This window comes from Gemmatimonadaceae bacterium (genome assembly GCA_035633115.1).
Classification (GTDB): domain Bacteria; phylum Gemmatimonadota; class Gemmatimonadetes; order Gemmatimonadales; family Gemmatimonadaceae; genus UBA4720.
In genome coordinates this window covers 209,751-227,278 of sequence record DASQFN010000047.1, presented here as the reverse complement: position 1 = coordinate 227,278, position 17,528 = coordinate 209,751, and the positions used below count along the sequence as shown (strand labels likewise).

Below are 17,528 nucleotides of genomic sequence, written 5' to 3'. Positions count from 1 at the left end.
ATGACCTCAGTCGCCCCTGCCAAGATGTCGATCCCGTTCTTCCGGTATCCACACCTGTTCGCTCAACAGCGTGAGGATATCCTGAAGGCCATGACGTCGGTAATGGACCGCGGAGCGTTCATCCTCCAGAGCGACCTGGTGGAATTCGAGACCGCCCTTGCCGGCTTTACTGGCGCAAAGCACGCACTGGGCGTAGCGAACGGCACTGACGCGCTCATCATTGCGCTGCGCGCCGCTGGAATCGGGCCTGGCGACGAAGTCATCGTGCCGTCGCACACCTACGTCGCTTCCGCCGCGTCCATCCATTTCGCCGGCGCAACGCCGGTTCTGGTCGAGTGCGGCCCGGATCACATGATCGATCCGTCCGCGGCGGCCGCTGCCGTCACGCCGAGAAGTGCCGCGATCATGCCGGTCCAGCTCAACGGGCGCTCGTGCGACATGGATGCGCTCCAGGCTATTGCCGATCGTAACGGACTGGCAATCATCGAGGATGCGGCTCAGGCACTCGGCTCGAAGTTCAAGGGTCGCAACGCTGGTACATTCGGCCTTGCCGCCGAGTTCAGTTTCTACCCGGCCAAGGTGCTGGGATGCTTCGGAGACGGCGGCGGTCTTACGACCAACGACTCGAGTGTGGCACGAAAAATGTCCCTGCTTCGGGACCACGGACGCGATGAGAACGGCCTTGTCATAACATGGGGCCTGAACTCGCGCCTGGACAATCTCCAGGCAGCGGTGCTTAATGTGAAATTCCAGCAGCTGGAGTTCGAAATCGAGCGCCGACGCGACATTGCGCGACGTTATCGCGAGGGTCTGGAGGGCCTGGAAGATCTCGTTCTTCCGCCCGGGCCCGACGACGACCCGGACCACTTCGATGTCTACCAGAACTACGAGGTTGAATCGGGGAGGCGCGACGACCTGCGTAAACAGTTGGAAGATGACGGTATTCGCACGATCGTCCAGTGGGCCGGCAAGCCCGTGCACCAGTTCGATGGCCTGGGTCTCGCAGATGCAAATCTCCCATATACGGACAGACTGTTCACACGTTGTTTCCTGCTGCCAATGAATACCTCGCTCACCAACGAGGAGGTCGAGTACATCTGCGACCGCATCCGGAAGTTCCATGGCTAGTGTGGACTCTCTGATCCAGCGCAACGCTGCTTCCCTCGGCATGCTCGCCAGCGCCGATCATTTCCATGAGCCGTTGGCGATCGACGCCGAGGACACGGAGGCTCTTCTCGCGGGTCTCCAGCGCATGATTCTCATTCGCGTGGTCGAAGAGAAAATCGGTGACATGGTGTCCCAGGGCGTCGTGAAATGCCCCTGCCACCTCGCAATCGGCCAGGAGGCGCCGGCAGTCGGCGTCGCCAGTTACGTCCGGCAGGGTGACAGGGTGTTTGGCGCACATCGCTCCCACAGTCATTTCCTTGCGCTTGGCGGCTCGCCTCACGGACTCCTGGCCGAGGTTCAGGGAAAGGACACCGGCGTTAGTCGAGGAATGGGCGGCTCGATGCACCTGATCGACATTCCAAACGGTCTTTATGGAACGGTGCCGATCGTCGGCGCAACGATTCCGATAGCCGTCGGTGCCGGCCTTGCCGCAAAAATGGACGGCAATGGCGCGATGGCCGTGTCGTTCTTCGGTGATGGAGCCACCGAGGAAGGAGTCTTTCACGAGTCGATGAATCTTGCCGCGCTCATGAAGATTCCCGTGCTCTTCGTCTGCGAGAACAATTTTTTCTCGAGCCACCTGCACATAGCGCTTCGCCAGCCGGATGCTTCAGTGTGCCGATACGCCGAAGCACATAGAATCGAGTGGGCCCGCGCGGACGGGAATGACCTCGCCGCAGTTCGGGCCGTGACACGCGAAGCCGTGGCGGCGATTCGCGCGGGCGACGGGCCGAGGTTCCTCGAGCTCGTTACTTATCGCTGGAGAGGTCACGTCGGCCACCGTGAAGACGAGGACGTGGGAGTAAAGCGGAAGGACGACCTTGCCGCGTGGAAGCTGCGCGATCCCATCAGCCGGCTTGCCGTTTCACTCGAGGAGATCAACGCGCTGAACCGCCAGCAGCTCAAGCAATTCTGGACGGAGGCGCACGTCGTCGTCGAGGAGGCGTGGTCCACTGCAACTCACGACGGCTATCCGCCCGCCAAGGCATTGCTCAGCCGCGTGTACAGCGGCACGATGGCGAACAAGCATTGAACAAGGCCGCGGTAACGACCGGCTACGGAGCCGCCATTCGCGACGGCTTCGAGCATCTGCTTGCGAACCACTCCGAGGTCTTTGCCATCGGCCAGGGCTTGTGGAGCCCGTGGTACGTCGGCAATTCGATGACGGACCTCGACAGCCAGTTCGGCCGCGAGCGCGTGATCGACACGCCCGTCTCAGAGCTTGGCTGCACCGGCGCGGCGCTCGGAGCGGCCCTTTGTGGCTATCGCCCCATAGTGATTCACCCGCGCGTGGATTTCATGCTGCTGGCGGTCGACCAGATTGTCACTCAAGCCGCCAAGTGGAGGTCGATGTTCGGAGGACAGGTATCGGCGCCTATCACCGTCCGCGCCATCATCAATCGCGGTGGCGAGCAAGGTGCGCAGCATTCGCAGTCGCTGCAATCCTGGTTCGCGCACATTCCCGGACTGCGGGTGGTGATGCCCTCAACGCCGACCGACGCACGCGACTTGCTGATTGCCAGCGTCCTTTCGGACGACCCTGTGTTGTATCTCGACGACAGATGGCTGTATGGACTGGAAGAGGAGCTCCCGCCGATTCAGGAGCGAAACCTCGCGAAGGAAGGGCCGCGTCTGACACGCACCGGCGCCGATCTCACTCTCGTTGGCTGCAGCTATAGCGCGCATCTCTGCCGGGAAGCTGCCGCACGCCTCAGCGCGAACGGGATCGAGTGTGACGTGATTGACCTCAGAGTTCTCAATCCTCTCGACGCGACACTGATCATCTCGTCCGTGAAGAAGACGGGACGGCTGCTGGCGGTAGACGGCGACTGGCGCAGCTGTGGAATGGCGGCGGAGGTAATCGCGTCGATCGCGGAGGCACTGGATCCACGCGTGATGCGCGCGGCCCCGCGGAGAGTCACGCTGCCCGACGCCCCGGCGCCGACGAGTAATCCGCTCGAGCGGAGCTACTATCCAACCGTCGACTACATCGTACAGCGCGCCCTCGCGCTTGTGGGAGCGCAGCAAGAAACTTTCGAATGAAGCGGGCGCTGGACATCGCAGCCGCCGGCGCCGGGCTCATATTGCTGTCGCCGCTGATCACCGTGCTTTCGATCGCGATTTATCTGCAGGACTATCACTCTCCTTTGTACGTTGCGACCAGAGCCGGGCGCGGTGACCGTCCGTTCAGGATGGTCAAGTTCCGCTCGATGGTCATCCGCGCCGACGGCTCAGGAGTCGACTCTACGGCCGGCGACGACCCTCGGATAACGCGCCTCGGAGCATTTATCCGCCGGTTCAAGCTCGACGAAATCCCACAACTATGGAATGTGCTGCGCGGCGACATGTCGCTCGTCGGCCCGCGCCCGAATGTCGAACGCGAAACCTCGCTTTACACCGCCGAAGAGAAGCGGCTGTTGAGTATCCGGCCGGGGATCACGGACCTCGCTTCCATAGTGTTCGCTGATGAGGGCGAAATTCTTCGCGGCAGTGACGATCCGGATCTACGCTACAACCAGATCATTCGGCCGTGGAAATCGAGGCTCGGGCTGGTGTACGTCGACGGGCCGCGGCGTGTCGCGCTCGACCTGCGGATTCTCTGGTTGACGATCGTCGCCGCGATCGATCGCAATGCCGGCCTGTTGGGTGTGGCACGAATTGCCGCGTCTCTTGGTGCGGACGAAACACTTCTAAGAGTGATTCCTCGAACTGCACCGCTGCCCACTGCCCCACCACCAGGTGCAGAGCGGATCGTCATCAGTCGCACGATCGTGGCCTGACAGAGCAGAATACGAGCTATCAGCGGCCGATCCACACTTCCATCAGCATCGAGCGAACAGCTTTGAGAGTTCTGTATGTCGTTCCGCAGGGACCCGCGGGGACGGCCTCGATGGTATTCGCTCATTCAGAGATCGATCGGATAGCCGCGAGCGGCGTCTCGACAGCAGTCTTTCCGTTTCGATCCTCGATTCGTCCCGATGTGCTCTTCAGGCAGATCCTGTCGATCCGATCCCGGATCCGGGAGTTCCATCCCGACATCGTCCACGCTCATTTCGGCACGATGACAGCATTTGCCACCGTACTAGCCGCGGACGTCCCGGTAATCATCACCTTCAGGGGAAGCGACCTCAACCCGTCGCCCGCCGATGGGTGGATCCGGAACACTGTTCAGAACATTCTGTCCAATACAGCGGCAAAATCCGCCAAAGGCGTGATTCTCGTCAGCCGCCAGCTCCGGTCGAGGCTCTGGTTCGAGCATCCCAATGCGCACGTAATTCCGACTGGGGTGGATCTGGATGCATTCAAGCCATCAGGCCGCATCGAGGCGCGTGAAAAGCTTGGATGGAGCTTCAATGATCCGGTGGTCCTGTTCAACGCAGGGCTCAGTCCGGAGGTAAAGAGGCTCGATCTGGCCGAACAAGCCGTTGGTCTGCTTCGCCAGCGCGTTCCGACGGTCCGCATGCATGTTCTTGATGGCAGAACGCCCCATCAGGAGCTTCCCCTGTACATGAACGCCGCCGACTGTCTTATGGTGACGAGTGACTTCGAGGGTTCGCCTGACATCGTCAAGGAAGCGCTTGCATCGAATCTTCCCATCGTAAGCGTGGATGTCGGTGACGTGAAGGAGAGGACGAGCGGCGTGACCGGAGTGGAGATCGTTGCGCGCGATCCGCAGGCTATTGCATCGGCCGCAGAGCGAATCATCAACTCAGCGAACCGCTCGAATGGACGGGAAAAGATCGCAGAGCTTGACTCGAATCGGATTCGCGATGCGGTCATTCAGGTTTATGCGGAGATTCTCGGACGTGAGTTCCGTAATCGTGAGCAGGTCTCCCCCGACTAGCCACTCTATCTGTCGGTGGGCACAATCTGGATGCTAGCGGCGTCCCTGTGCGACCAGCACGAACTTGAATGCCGAGCGTTTTACGTTCACCAGCTGGTCAACAGCAACCGAGATCCGTGTCGCACGAGTGCTCCCGACCACTCGTCTGAGCAGAGGCATCGTCCACGTGAGGGCACCAAAGTAGCGTACCTCTACGGATTGGAAGTGTTGCCCTATCGCTTCGATGCGACGTGCATCCGGCATCCGGAGGAGCGTGCTCATGGTTCGTTCCCCTCGAGTGTAGTGCAGCCAGCGATTCAGCCGATATACAGGGTTGTGGTTGAGAGAGTCAACGCAGACGAACGTGCCGCCGTCTCTCAGCACTCTTCTTACTTCTGCATCCACGAGACCTGGCTCCCCGTAGCTCAGACTACCTGCGCAGGCGACGACGTCGAATGAGCCGGATTCGAAGGGCAGTGCTTCCATGTCAGCTACTCGCGTGATCAGTCGCTCGGGGGCGAGCGCGGCAAGCCTGCGCCGGAGCAGCTCCAGAGCGCTGGGTGAGATATCGCTGGCCGTTACGTGCGCGCCTGTCCGGACGAGTGCGGCAGTGTGCAACCCCGAGCCTGCACCCAGCTCGAGGACTCGATGAGCGGGCGAAACCAGCTCATGTATCCGCTGCTCGTAATAGATGTAAGGCGTACGAAGTTCCGGGGCGACAGCGGATGCTCCCAGCTTTTGCGGTACCATCGGCCCCGCTGATTCCAGCGCTTGCCGCGCGACCTCTTCATAACGCCGAAACTCTTCGGCCTTGTCGTCCACCTTCAGGCCGTGTGGTGGGCGGCGGCGGCAAGATCTTCCAGATGCGCCACCACGGCTCCATAAACTCTCTCATACGAGAAGCGCTCATCGTACAGCGCGAGCGCGTTGCGAGACATGCGCCGCTGCAATGGCCGATCTTCGATTAGAAGGGTCAGGCAATCATGGAGAGTTCGATTCGAATCCGTCCCGTAGCGCAATCCGACGCCGAATTGATCGATCAGGGCGGCTACCTCGCCCCGTAGCGAAGTGACAATCGGAAGTCCCAGTGAAAGAGCATCGATCACCTTGTTTGGTACACTCCTCTCGAAGTCGTCCGAGCCGATGTACGGCGCGAGAAAGCCACTGCAGAGGCGCGCCAGGACACGGGCCTGCGCGGGATTGATCCATCCCGGAAACCTTACGTTTGGCAGTCCGGCTGCGGCCTTCTGCCAGTCGGCAGAGGATTCGCCGGTGCCGGCAATGTTCAGATCGCAGTCCACGTGATCTTCAGCCAGGCTCCTGGCCGCCGCGGCGACTGGATTGAAATCAAAAGACCGAGTGTGATTGCCGATGAAGCAGAACCTGGGGGTGCCGTCGTCGCGTACGCCGCGGGCCGCCCACCATTCGCCAGCCTCGAGAAGATCAGCTTCCCCTGACTCGTTCCTTGGGCTCGTGAGCGGCACCACGACGTCGTATGGGGATCGAGAGCGCCGCGCAAACAGGAGGGCCCACTCGAGGAAGCTCTCAGCCATCGCCGAAATCCCCGTTGCGTCTCTCATCGCGCGCCTGGCGCTGAGATAGTAGGGCGACAGGACAATCCTGCCGACTGCTCTATACGGTCGTGGCACTGAAGCGAGAAACAGTGTCGGCCACTGGTCCTTGACGTCCAGCAGAGTCGGCACGCCTCTCTTTTTCAGCCAGCGCGCCATGACCGACGCCGTTTCGATGGGCGGGTACCCGATGAAGCACGCATCCGGCAAATCGACTTGATCGCGGAGCATTCGACGCAGATTCACTCCGAGCACTGCATGATCCCACAGCCGGCCGAGGCCAATATTGCGGTCGTATCCGGGACTGGGGATGAGGCGATACTCGAGGTTCTCGGAAATGACCGTTGTCTCCGGCGCGAGCGAGCGTTGCCGTCGATCCTGGTGCGAGAAGGCCGAGCTCCAGACGACGGCACGATGGCCGGCGTCCACCAGCGCGTTGGCAAGATTCATCGCGCGCATCGGCCGGGCATCTCCAGGATCCAGGTGCAACGGCTCACCGGTCTGCAATATCCAGATTGTGAGGCGACCGTTGCTCCTCGCATCGGCTCGCTTCATTTCTCTACGCGGGTGCCGAACTTGTTTCTGCCGCAGCGCGGGGAGCGCGCCTCAACAGCGGAGGTATGCGCACGCTGCCTCTGAGAGACAGGATTACCATTATCTCGAGGACCGAAAAAGACGTGAAGTACGGATCAAACCATGTGAAAAGCAGTGGGGCCATCCACCATGTTCCAGCAGCGCACGCAAGTGCGCTTTCGCGCATGCGCCAGCGTGTCCAGATCCAATAGGAGACAAGCGCATACGTCAGCGTAATCGAAACCGCGCCTACCCAGCCAGCGCGGTAGAGCAACGAACCGAACACGGTGTAGACATTGGAATCGATCAGATCGCTCGAGTGAATGATCAGGTAGAGTGGGTTGACCGTGTTCACGTATTCACCGGCGCCAACAACAAAGCGAGCGATGTTCACGAGCGGCGCGAATGCGTACTCCAATCCGCGCCCGCCGAATGCGACCGTTTGCATCTCGAGCAGCAATTGGTCCAGGCCGATTATACCCGCTACGACATACCCGATCAGGTGCCAGGTCAATTTGGTGACGAGTGCGGACGTAAGCGCTACGCCGGAGACGGCAGCTGAGACGCCGAAGTACGCGTATACCGCAACTCCGAGCATGAGCGGCACGCCTACGGCAAGGAGAACAACCTTCCATGTCGTCAACTGTCCCGACACCCAGCGATACAGCAGCGCTCCGGCGAATGGAACAAAGATCAGGTACTTGACCTGATTGATGGCAAGAATCCAGAGCACGAGGAGCGCGAAAGCAGTCCGGACCACACGCGGGCCGCCGACCTGCGATGCTGCAACTACGAAATAAGCGACACCCAGCCCGATCAGGTGGCTCTCGAATCCGCCAACGCCAAGCATTCCTTTTTCCACGACTCCGATTCCGCGGCTCGCTATGCTCGCACCAAAGACCAGGAGAAAGACGCCGCCCAGTACGAGAAACTCGAGGTTCGTCACGGTGTGTTCGTCTCCGGCCGATGAAGGCCTCGCACCCAGGGCTTCCAACCGTGAAGGCGCCCGCGCCCTCTCTCCGGCGATCCGAGCCAGCGAAACGGACGCGACCGCGAACAGAGCGAAGAACAGCCCGATCACCAGGATTGTCTCGACATGGAGCGTCCGAAATCCCATGCTTGGCGCGATGAAGACCGCGATGAAGAGGAGCCCGAGAAACGGGTAGACGACAAAGGCAAAGGGCGTTTTGCCCGACCCCCACAGCCGTTTCTCGTGGTTCGAGAACATCACAGCGAAGCTGAGCAAGACAACGAATCCCGCGTAAGTCATCTCGCGTCCTTGAACTTCTCGTTCATCAGGTATGAGAAGAATTCAGCGTCCACGCCATTTTTCTCAACCGAATCGCGCGCAAAATCCCTGACAACTCGAATCGCATCGGAAGGCGCAAGTCCCATTTTGAAGATCATCATCCAGATGAAATACGTGTGCACGACCATCCGCCGTGCCTGCCATCGATAACCCTTGCCCCACGCCTCCCTCAGGAAAATCATCCGGTTGAGATAGCCGAGATAGACCTTGGGCAGGAGGCCAATCTCGCTTCGCTTTGTGAGGGAGCCTCCGACCTTGTGATAGATAACCGCCTGTGGCCAGCAGTACATGCTTCCTCTGCCTGTTGCCCTCATGCGCCAAGACAGGTCGATATCCTCTTCGCCAAAAAAAAAGCGCTCTGTGAGTATGCCGTGAGTCTCGAGCCATGATGATCGGATGATCAGCGCGCATCCTGACACCATCTCGACCTCAAACGGTGCCCGGCCCTCCAGAGCGCCGACATTCGCCTCAGCATAGTGGTAGCGAGGGGTGCCGAACCAGCTCCATTCAGCGCCGCACTGCCAGACCCGGTTCGGCTCGCCGGCGTATCTGATCTGAGGGACCATGGACTGACATTCGGGCGATTGCTCGATTCCGGCCACGAGGATCGCGAAGGCGTCGGATGCCAGCCAGGTATCGTTGTTCAGCAGAAGCACATACTTCACAACCCGGCGCAATAGAAACCGGATGCCGACGTTGGTCCCGGCAGAAAACCCCAGGTTTCTCCGGTTCTCGATGATGACGAAACGGTGACATCCTCCGGTTTCGTCATCCCTGGCGTCGGAGTTTTGTCTCTCCTGCAGGGCAAACTCACGCATACCGCGGGAGTCCAAAGCGCTGTCTTCGTGGCTCTCCCTTGCACTGAGTCGTGGGTGGTCGTGCAGCCATGCAATGACTCCGGCAACGGAGCCATCAGACGAACCATTATCGACGAGTACCACATATGCGGGTATTGCCTTCTGCTCATAGATCGAAGCGAGGCACCCAAGCGTGTCCTGAAGCCCATTCCAGTTCAGGACAACCACACCGAGATCGAGACGATCCATGCGGCTACGGCTTCTGCGCGTCGACAAGCACGATATGCCCGGATTGCCACTCGGTCCAGAGTGCCCAAGTGCTCAGGGCCGCAACGGCGAGCATAGCCAGGCTTTTCATCGCGAGGGATTGAATGAGAATGAGCGAGGTCAGCGCGGCGATGGGCCAGAGGAACCGGGGCACCGCGCGTCCAATGATCTCGCGCATAACCGTAGACTGACGCGACGTGGCATACGTAAGAATCGTGAGATCCAGCACCATGCGGAGGCTCCACGCGAGTGCGACACCCGTCACGCCCCAGCGTGTCATCAGCAACCACAGAAGCAGGAGATAAACCGGAAGCTCGATCACATGTATCTTGGCGGTGATGTCGGGACGACCGATTCCCTGCAGGAAGAAAAATGGATTGAATGCCAGGCAGTTGATGAACGAGCCAACAGTCAGAATCTGCGCGACCCGGTATGACTGGGTAGCGAACTCGTCACCGAACCAGAGCCCGAGGCCTTCTCGCGCGAAAAGAATGAGGGCCGCGGCCAATGGGAGCAGGGCGAACGTCACGTACTGGGTACCACGGAAGAAAATGTCTCCGGCCCGTTCCGGAGATAACTCGTGGCTTCTCGAGATGGCCGGGAACAGAACTGCGACGACAGCGCCCGGTATGATCTGAAGTTTCGTTACGATTTCCTGCGACGTGGCGTAGTAGCCGGCCAGTGCCACGGAGATCGCTCCGGCGACGAGGAAGCGATCAAGATAAGCCATGATCGGGCTCATCAGATTCGAGAGGGTGATCCATCCTCCGTAACCCATGAGCCGTTTCGCAACCATCGCGTTGATGAGCTTCGGAGCACCCTCCAGGCTGAAAAAGATCCGGCAGCGGACGTAGTACGCGATGCATCCTAGTACCCGAAGGAGAACCAGGGCGCCGCAAATCCAGTCCAGCCGAACCGCCAGCAGGATTACCAGCACTGGCACGAGGTACGTTCCAATCCCAAGCAGAATTCGTATGAGATTGATCCAGGCGAAATCGAAGACCCCTTCGAGCGCGCCACGCAGGCCCGCTGAGACGATCACGAAAGGCAATCCCACCCCGAGCACCTTCACCGATTGGATCGCCTCCTCTCTAAGCGCCGGAGGAATTCGTCCTACGTCCTCGATGTAAGGCGCCGAACCGTAGAGTATCAGCCCTCCGACCGTGCCGAAGACACCCAGAGCGAGCACGCCCGTCGCGATTACGGGGATCGCCTCGGCGGCGGAGACGCTGTAGGCCCGTGCAACGAGCTGCGTAATCGCCCGGCCTAAACCAAAATCGAAGAGGCTGAAGTACCCTACGACACCCCAGGCCAGAAGGAGAAGCCCATACCTGTCAGGCCCCAGCTTGTGGAGGAGGAGGGGCATGCATACGATGGCGAATCCAAAAGGGACGCCGGTTCCCAGCAGGTTCCAGATCGAACCCGTGAGCCAGTGCGGCTCCCTGCCCATTCGGCTTATCAGCCGCGGCGAAGGAACCGCGGCGTCGCCTTGTCGACCAGCTCGAAGAACTCCGTCGCCTCCTGCGACGAAGCTGTGCGGGCTCCTGCCACTCGCTGCGAGAGAAACGCGATGATCACTCCGAGCACGGCGCCGGCGAGCGCACCGAGGAGGGCCTTCGTCACCGAGTTGCGAGGCTCGGCGAGCACGGGGAGCTTGGGCTGCTCGATCACCGTTATCACCGGCGTGTTGCGGACCTCACGAATCTTGGCCTCTTCCTGATTCTCTAAGAGTGAGGTGTACATCTGTTGCCGCAGGGTAACGTCGCGCTGCAGGCGATCCCGCTCCAGCTGTAGCTCAGGCGAGCCGGCCAGTCCCCCGCGGTTTCTTTGGAGAAATAACTGCAGTCGATTCTCCGCGTCGCGAAGGGTTCGCTCGGCCTCGATCGCCTGCGCCTCGACGAAACGGCGCTCGGCGCCCGCTTGTGTCTTGCGTGACTCGAGGTTGAACTGGTTGACCCCGCGCACGAGGCGGTTCGCGATGGCGAACGACACGCTTGGCCATCGCGTAGCAACCGTCAGCTTCACTCCCCCGATCTTCTTGTCCTCCTCCACAATCAGCTTTTTCCTCAGTGCGCGCACGGTACGTTCGAGCCTCAGCGGAGGGACGCCGGGTTTGACGCGGAAAAGGTCCGCGATAGCCATGCGACGCCCGCTTTCCTCAGGCACGACGAGCGTGTCCGCGGCGATAGGCTCCAGCAATTCACGAGTCTTCAGCAGCTCGACATAGATGGACGGGCCCCACCCGCTCTCGCCGCCGGACGGGATCTTGATTCCGAACTGGCCAGCGGCCATTGCCAGCCCGGAGAGTGCCTGCTTGTCGGGTTCTTCCGGGATGAAAGTCGCGCGCGCCGAATAGACACGCCTGCTGAGCAAACCCGACGCGAGTCCAGCCGCAGCGCAAAGCAGGCTCAGGACGATGATCATACGGCGGTAGCGAAGCAGCGCACTCCCCACCGCAAGCAGGGAGACGGCCTCTTCATTACGATGGAGCGACTCGCGGTATATGACGGGTTCTTTCATCTCATCCTGTGCATGGCCCTTCGACGCACTGCAGTCTGCCGTCGAATATCCCCCTGCATCCGCTCGATCACAAGTGGAATTACGCCGAGGCTGGAGGGGAACGGAAAAAACCCGCGATCCTTGCGTCGGCTACCAGCCGAAGGTCGACAGCGTTACCGACAGGTTATTGTTTGTGCGGTCGCTTCCAGCGCCGTCAAAGCAGCTTTCTCTGTTCTGAAAAAAAGTGTTGTATCTCGTGCCCGGTGAAAAGTTCGCGCGTACCCGGAACTGTCGGCCGGAGTAGGCCGCGCGTATCCCCGGATAGAAGCTTACATCGTGCGCGCAGTTCTGAACGTAGGCGGCGGGGAACGGCAGCAAATAATACGCGTCGTTGTTGAATCGAGTTCGGGAGAGCTCGCCGCCAAACTGCCATGCCGCTTTGTAGTAATCCGCCGCTATCCATTGGCCCGACGAGCCCGGACCGATACCCGATCCAATCATCTGCCCTGAATTCGTATAACCCTGATAGACGGAGCGGCTGGTGTAGAACGAGCCGATCGGCCGGTACTGCCACGTAGAACTCTGCTCTACGTTGGTGACCTCACCCTGAAGCCGCACGTGCGAATCCGTTCCGACGGGCCGAACCCATTGCAGGCCGGCCGTGTAACCCCGTGTGTGGTTCGGCATGTCGAGGAAATCGTGGAGCGATACCGGTAGCTCGGCCCGGCCCCATTCGACGTAGCTTTCGAAACCATAGGCCGGCAGCGCCCACCGCGCGAACAGCGAAAAAAGCTGATCCTTTCCCGGCTCCATCGTTCCGTCAGTCACCGCGCGAGCGTTCGGGTGCCCGGTGTTCTTGATGAAGTCAAAGAGGTTTCCTGCGACATCACCGTAACTCGATGCAACTGAAAACACCGAACGCAGGAAGCCGAGCGTAAGGCCGGACTCGGCACTGTGCTGCCACGTGACGGCAATCGCGCTCAGAGATCTGAGATCATCCTCCTCGGTGAACTTGGTCCACCAGTTGGACTCCTGAAGCACGCCGACAATCCATCGTGCCTCCCACAAGCCAAGCCGCGTGTCGAGTGGCCGCGATGTGCGCAGAAACCCATGGGGCATGCCGGGTGCGTTGTCGCTCATGATTATAGGATTCCGGAGAGCCGGTCCCCACCACTCATTCTCCGTCCCGAAGCCTACTTCGACCGGTCCCCCGCTCAGCGTCACCGAAGACTGCCCCGGGTAGAGTCTCCTGACAGGGGCGTCGCCGAATTTCCACGGCAGGTCGATTGAATAAGGGAACTGGTTCCATGACATCGAAAACCGATTCCTGGCACGCCGCAGGTGTAACGGCATCGTGAACCGTGTGTCATCGGGGTTCAGTGAGAGACTGTCATTCGCCGAGTATACCAGCTCCGGAATTGCAACGAGTCTGAGTGGGCCAAGAGATGCCGTAAAGCCGGCGAGAACACGTGCATTGGCGCCAATTCCAGACCACAACGCGCCGTCATTCTGTCCGTACGGAAGCTTGCTGTTGTAAACGAGATTCACCGTTGGAAGCACGACCGTGAATCGACTGGGTCGCGCTCCCGCTCGTCGCGGATCCATGAGCGTGGAGGTTGATCGCAGCATCAGGCCTCCCGGTGCCGCGCGTCCCTCGAGCTGGGCCATCCGCAAGCGCTCCACAGAGTCGCCGCTCACGGTTACGACTCCCTGCGCGAACGGCTCGGTCGACGGCCTTGCCACGTTCAAGGCCTGGGATCCAGCGGTCGCGATGGGAACGATCTCGGCGAGGATACCGATCGCGATGGCAAGGATTTGCTGGAAGCAAAGGAAAAACCGCATCATGTATCAATCGGGATGGTTGATTGTCGTCGCGTCGCGGCGAGAGGAGGCCGGAGCTCCTCCTTGCCGTCGGTTGAGCGCAAAAGTAATTATAATTCGCGCATGCGCCGGCATGTCGCGTTAAGCTAGCGGCGGTGCGGAACCCCGGCAAACCTCACACATAGACCAACACTGATGAGCATTTGCAGCCCGCCTGTCAGGGCGGCTTTCGCACACAGCCTGACTGCTTTGCGCGGGCGGCGAGTTCTCGCACCGGCACTCTTCCTCGTCGCCATACAGCATGCTCTCGCACCGAGTTGCGAGGCCCAGACCGTTGGCGGCAGGAACGAGGTGTTCGCCGGCAGCGAGCTGGAGAGTTACCTCCGTTATCTGCAAACCGCGGGCAAATCACAGGAATACCCGTGGAGCATGCGCGCTTTCTCGCCACTCGAGATCGACGAGCTGGCGGCAACGGACAGCGCGCATCCATGGGCGGGCCGATACGATCTTCAGAAGAAGCCGACAGCCCCCGGCTTTCAGTGGGACTATGTTCGCCCGAAGGCCACCGCGTATCTCAACAGCGCTTACGCGTACGGCGGCAACGACGGGGCGGTGTGGCAGGGCAAGGGTTTCACCACAGCTTTACAGGGTGGTCTCTCCGCTCGATGGGGGCCGTTTTCCGCCAGTCTCGCGCCGATCGCGTTCCGCGCGGAGAATCAGTCTTTTCCGCTGATGGCGAATGGCGAGACTGGCCTTTTGCAATTTGGTGACGGCGTATGGGTGAACTACATCGATCGTCCCCAGCGCTTTGGCACCACGGCATACAGTCGGTTGGACGTCGGCCAAAGCTGGCTTCGGTTCGACGGTTTTGGCGTCGCGGCCGGACTGTCTACCGCGAACGATTGGTGGGGCCCCAGCAACGATTATCCATACATCCTCGGCAACAACGCGGCGGGCTTCCCGCACGTTTTCTTCGGCACATCGAAGCCGGCGGATATCTGGATTGCGAAACTCCACACGCGCGTTTTTTACGGGCAACTGGACCAGTCGCCTTACTCATCGGTTAGCGGACCGGATTATTTCGCCAGCTTCTCTGAGCCTGGCACCAAGAGATTCATGGCGGGCCTCGTCGGAATTCTTCAGCCTCGCGGAGTCCCGGGTCTCGAGATCGGCGGGACGCGTTTCTTTCACGCAACGAGGGACGAGCTCGGGTTCTCCTTTTCCGCCTATGACCTCAAGCTTCCATTCCAGGGCCTTCTCAAGGCCGGCCTGCCCAGCCAGTCGGACACTCTCGTGCTGGGCACGACGCAGGCTTTGAAAGAGAATCAGCTCGCGACGGTATTCCTGAGATGGGCGCCTCCGGGGCGCGGTCTCGACGTCTACGGTGAGTACGGCCGCGAGGACCATTCAACCGACACGCGCGATCTCATCCTGGAGCCCGACCACTCGTCTTCCTTCAATATCGGGTTTCGAAAGGTCTGGCTTTCGGCTCGCAGCATGAATGCGGTGCGGGGCGAAGTCTTCACTTACGAGGGTGCTTCCGGCTCACGCAATCGGGGGCAGGGCCAGACTTATCTTCATGGCGTGTTGAGGCAGGGCCATACGCAACGCGGACAGATGCTTGGCGCAAACGTCGGCGCCGGCAGCGGCTCGGCACAGGTACTCGCGTTCGAACGCTTTAACAGCAGCGGGCGGATGACCGCTTTCGTGAGCCGCGAAGTGCAGCATCAGGTCCCTCGTCCCATCGCGTACCGGTCAGGGCCGGCAATCGAGAATCCGGTGGATGCGATTACCTCGATCGGTGGCGAGGTGAAGCGGTTTGTCGGCCCGATCGACGTGGCCGCGCGAATGAGCGTCAACTTCGACCTGAATCGCTATTTTCTGGCAGACCGCACCAACGCCAACTTCGCCGTGGAGATTCGACAGAATTTCTAGCTACGAATCAGGCTCGCGTTCGTGATCGAAAAACCGGTCACCAGCCAAAGGTCGCAAGCGTCACCGAGAGATACTTGTTCGAGCGATCGCTGCCTTCGCCGTCGCTGCTGTGGCAGCTTTGCAGATTCTGAAAGAACGTATTGTAGCGGGTAGCCGAGGCGAAATCGACGCGCAGCCGGAAGTATGAAGTCGCGTACGCGGCACGAATGCCTGGATATGTCGTGACGTCATGGCCGCAGCGATGCGCGTACCCGCGCAGAAAGAAGGCGTCGTTGTTGAAGCGCAATCGCCCGGCGGTGGCGCCCAGCTGCCAGCCACCCTTGAAATAGTCGGCGGCAATCCATTGGGCGGACGACCCCGGGCCAATCCCGGCTCCGATCACCTGCCCTTCATTGGTATATCCCTGAACGACAGCGCGGCTCGTGTAGAATGATCCAATCGGCCGGAAGCGGAAACTGGAGCTCTGCTCGACGTTCGTCACCTCGCCCTGAACGCGGAAGCGGGTATCCCTTCCGATTGGCCTCGACCATTGCAGGCCGGTCGTGTAGCCTCGCGAGTGCTCGGGCTGCTTGAGAAAATCGCGGAGGGAAACCGGGAACTCTGCTCTCGCCCATTCGACGTAGCTTTCGAGCCCGTAGCGAGGCAACGCCCAGCGAGCAAACAGCGAAAAGATCTGGTCGCTCCCTGGTGTCATGGTGGAGTCGCTGATCGCGCGCGCATTCGGATGACCGGTTTTCTTCAGCACGTCGAAAGCGTTGCCCGGGACGTCGCTGTAGCCCGTCCCGACTGAAAACACCGACCGCAGAAACCCCAGAGTCAGCCCCGATCCAGCATTTCGCTTCCAGGCGATTCCGAGCGCGCTGAGCGACCTCACGTCGTTGTCGGGGTTGTTGTCGAAGAAATCCGATTCCTTGAGCCCCCCGACGATCCATCTTGCTTCGAGCCTGCCAACAATGGTGTTGATCGGATGCGAAGTGCGGAGGAAGGCGTGTGGAAACCCCGCGGCATTGTCGCCCAGTACAATAGGATTGATCAGCGCCGGGCCCCACCAGTTGTTCTCCGTTGCCGCACCCGCCTCGATTGGCCCCGCTCTGATGTTTAGGGACGATTGGCCCGGGTAGATCCTGGTGATCGGATCGCCGCCGAACCGATACGGCATGTCGATCGAATAGGGGAATACGTTCGACGGCGACGAGAACGGGCTCCGCTCCGGCGGGACCGGCCGGACGAAGCGCGGATCGGCGGGATTGATGTTCAGGCGGTTGTTGGACGAGTAAGCGAGCTCGGGAATGACGATGAGCCGCACTGGTCCCGCGGACATCGTAAATCCAGCCAATAGGCGCTGGTTCGCACCCTTCCCCGCCCACAATGCTCCGTCGTTTTGCCCGAATGGAAGGGTGCTGTTGCTAACGAAGGTCAGAGTCGGAAAAACAATCGTGAAAGCTCTGGGGCGTCGTCCGCTGTGACGCGAGTCCATCAGAGTGGATGTCGAGCGCAGCATCAGGCCTTCTATGGGCGCTCGGCCTTCGAGCTGCGCGAGTCGAAGCCGATCTACCGAATCACCACTGACGAGTATCACGCCCTGCGTGAGCGATTCCCGGGCACCGCTGTCGCTGGAGATCGCCTGGCCTGCGACCCTTAACGGGAAAGCAACACCAGCTACTGCGACGAGCAAATAGCAGAAGCGCAGAAACGGACGCATCATCGGGTTTCGAGTGGGTGATAGTTGCCACGGAGCAAGCAACGGTCGGAGTTGATCCCGCTTG

14 protein-coding genes are annotated in these 17,528 nt (G+C 60.5%); 6 read left to right on the top strand and 8 right to left on the bottom strand.

The annotated features are described in order from the left end of the window. The 5 genes from VES88_05570 to VES88_05550 all read left to right on the top strand — a co-directional run bounded on the left by VES88_05570 (position 1) and on the right by VES88_05550 (position 5,011). Complete coding sequence (locus VES88_05570; GenBank protein HYN80952.1) at positions 1–1,128, top strand: DegT/DnrJ/EryC1/StrS family aminotransferase; 1,128 nt, start codon at positions 1–3, stop codon at positions 1,126–1,128. After that, entirely contained in the window at positions 1,121–2,200 is a 1,080-nt protein-coding gene (locus VES88_05565) for a thiamine pyrophosphate-dependent dehydrogenase E1 component subunit alpha (protein ID HYN80951.1), read from the top strand. Before VES88_05570 ends, VES88_05565 begins: the two co-directional genes overlap by 8 nt. Continuing rightward, positions 2,197–3,210 (top strand): transketolase C-terminal domain-containing protein, encoded by a 1,014-nt coding sequence (locus tag VES88_05560; protein HYN80950.1) that lies wholly within the window; start codon positions 2,197–2,199, stop codon positions 3,208–3,210. Before VES88_05565 ends, VES88_05560 begins: the two co-directional genes overlap by 4 nt. Beyond that, positions 3,207–3,947, top strand: a complete 741-nt coding sequence (locus tag VES88_05555) for a sugar transferase (protein HYN80949.1) — start codon at positions 3,207–3,209, stop codon at positions 3,945–3,947. The genes VES88_05560 and VES88_05555 overlap by 4 nt, the downstream gene beginning before the upstream one ends. 62 nt (positions 3,948–4,009) lie before the next feature. Further along, positions 4,010–5,011 carry a glycosyltransferase gene (locus VES88_05550; protein HYN80948.1) on the top strand — a complete coding sequence of 334 codons (1,002 nt, stop codon included), beginning with the start codon at positions 4,010–4,012 and terminating at the stop codon, positions 5,009–5,011. Positions 5,012–5,044: 33 nt separating this feature from the next. On the opposite strand, the gene VES88_05545 is transcribed toward VES88_05550, so the two are convergent. The 7 genes from VES88_05545 to VES88_05515 all read right to left on the bottom strand — a co-directional run bounded on the left by VES88_05545 (position 5,045) and on the right by VES88_05515 (position 13,851). Next, positions 5,045–5,812 (bottom strand): class I SAM-dependent methyltransferase, encoded by a 768-nt coding sequence (locus VES88_05545; GenBank protein ID HYN80947.1) that lies wholly within the window; start codon positions 5,810–5,812, stop codon positions 5,045–5,047. Positions 5,813–5,814: 2 nt separating this feature from the next. Further along, the gene (locus tag VES88_05540; GenBank protein HYN80946.1) at positions 5,815–7,116 is read right to left on the bottom strand and encodes a glycosyltransferase; all 1,302 of its coding nucleotides are present in this window, start codon (positions 7,114–7,116) and stop codon (positions 5,815–5,817) included. A gap of 4 nt (positions 7,117–7,120) precedes the next feature. Then, the gene (locus tag VES88_05535) at positions 7,121–8,404 is read right to left on the bottom strand and encodes a DUF6337 family protein (protein ID HYN80945.1); all 1,284 of its coding nucleotides are present in this window, start codon (positions 8,402–8,404) and stop codon (positions 7,121–7,123) included. Then, on the bottom strand, positions 8,401–9,489 hold the full coding sequence (locus tag VES88_05530) for a glycosyltransferase family 2 protein (GenBank protein ID HYN80944.1): 1,089 nt from the start codon (positions 9,487–9,489) through the stop codon (positions 8,401–8,403). The genes VES88_05535 and VES88_05530 overlap by 4 nt, the downstream gene beginning before the upstream one ends. 4 nt (positions 9,490–9,493) lie before the next feature. Continuing rightward, positions 9,494–10,957, bottom strand: coding sequence for a flippase (locus VES88_05525; GenBank protein ID HYN80943.1), 1,464 nt, complete (start codon positions 10,955–10,957; stop codon positions 9,494–9,496). Between the two features lie 8 nt (positions 10,958–10,965). Continuing rightward, complete coding sequence (locus tag VES88_05520; protein HYN80942.1) at positions 10,966–12,027, bottom strand: hypothetical protein; 1,062 nt, start codon at positions 12,025–12,027, stop codon at positions 10,966–10,968. Positions 12,028–12,156: 129 nt separating this feature from the next. Then, positions 12,157–13,851 (bottom strand): capsule assembly Wzi family protein, encoded by a 1,695-nt coding sequence (locus VES88_05515; GenBank protein HYN80941.1) that lies wholly within the window; start codon positions 13,849–13,851, stop codon positions 12,157–12,159. Between the two features lie 171 nt (positions 13,852–14,022). Between VES88_05515 and VES88_05510 the strand changes: the two genes are divergently transcribed. Then, entirely contained in the window at positions 14,023–15,762 is a 1,740-nt protein-coding gene (locus VES88_05510) for a capsule assembly Wzi family protein (GenBank protein HYN80940.1), read from the top strand. Positions 15,763–15,799: 37 nt separating this feature from the next. Here VES88_05510 and VES88_05505 read toward each other — a convergent pair whose 3' ends face one another. Further along, positions 15,800–17,467 carry a hypothetical protein gene (locus VES88_05505; protein ID HYN80939.1) on the bottom strand — a complete coding sequence of 556 codons (1,668 nt, stop codon included), beginning with the start codon at positions 17,465–17,467 and terminating at the stop codon, positions 15,800–15,802. Between the last annotated feature and the right edge of the window lie 61 nt (positions 17,468–17,528).

What these genes read in the sequence shown, in the direction of transcription:
- VES88_05570 (HYN80952.1), top strand. Translation starts at nt 1, where the DNA reads ATGACCTCAGTCGCCCCTGCCAAGATGTCGATCCCGTTCTTCCGGTAT.
- VES88_05565 (HYN80951.1), top strand. Translation starts at nt 1,121, where the DNA reads ATGGCTAGTGTGGACTCTCTGATCCAGCGCAACGCTGCTTCCCTCGGC.
- VES88_05555 (HYN80949.1), top strand. Translation starts at nt 3,207, where the DNA reads ATGAAGCGGGCGCTGGACATCGCAGCCGCCGGCGCCGGGCTCATATTG.
- VES88_05540 (HYN80946.1), bottom strand. Translation starts at nt 7,116, where the DNA reads ATGAAGCGAGCCGATGCGAGGAGCAACGGTCGCCTCACAATCTGGATA.
- VES88_05535 (HYN80945.1), bottom strand. Translation starts at nt 8,404, where the DNA reads ATGACTTACGCGGGATTCGTTGTCTTGCTCAGCTTCGCTGTGATGTTC.
- VES88_05530 (HYN80944.1), bottom strand. Translation starts at nt 9,489, where the DNA reads ATGGATCGTCTCGATCTCGGTGTGGTTGTCCTGAACTGGAATGGGCTT.
- VES88_05525 (HYN80943.1), bottom strand. Translation starts at nt 10,957, where the DNA reads ATGGGCAGGGAGCCGCACTGGCTCACGGGTTCGATCTGGAACCTGCTG.
- VES88_05520 (HYN80942.1), bottom strand. Translation starts at nt 12,027, where the DNA reads ATGAAAGAACCCGTCATATACCGCGAGTCGCTCCATCGTAATGAAGAG.
- VES88_05515 (HYN80941.1), bottom strand. Translation starts at nt 13,851, where the DNA reads ATGATGCGGTTTTTCCTTTGCTTCCAGCAAATCCTTGCCATCGCGATC.
- VES88_05510 (HYN80940.1), top strand. Translation starts at nt 14,023, where the DNA reads ATGAGCATTTGCAGCCCGCCTGTCAGGGCGGCTTTCGCACACAGCCTG.
- VES88_05505 (HYN80939.1), bottom strand. Translation starts at nt 17,467, where the DNA reads ATGATGCGTCCGTTTCTGCGCTTCTGCTATTTGCTCGTCGCAGTAGCT.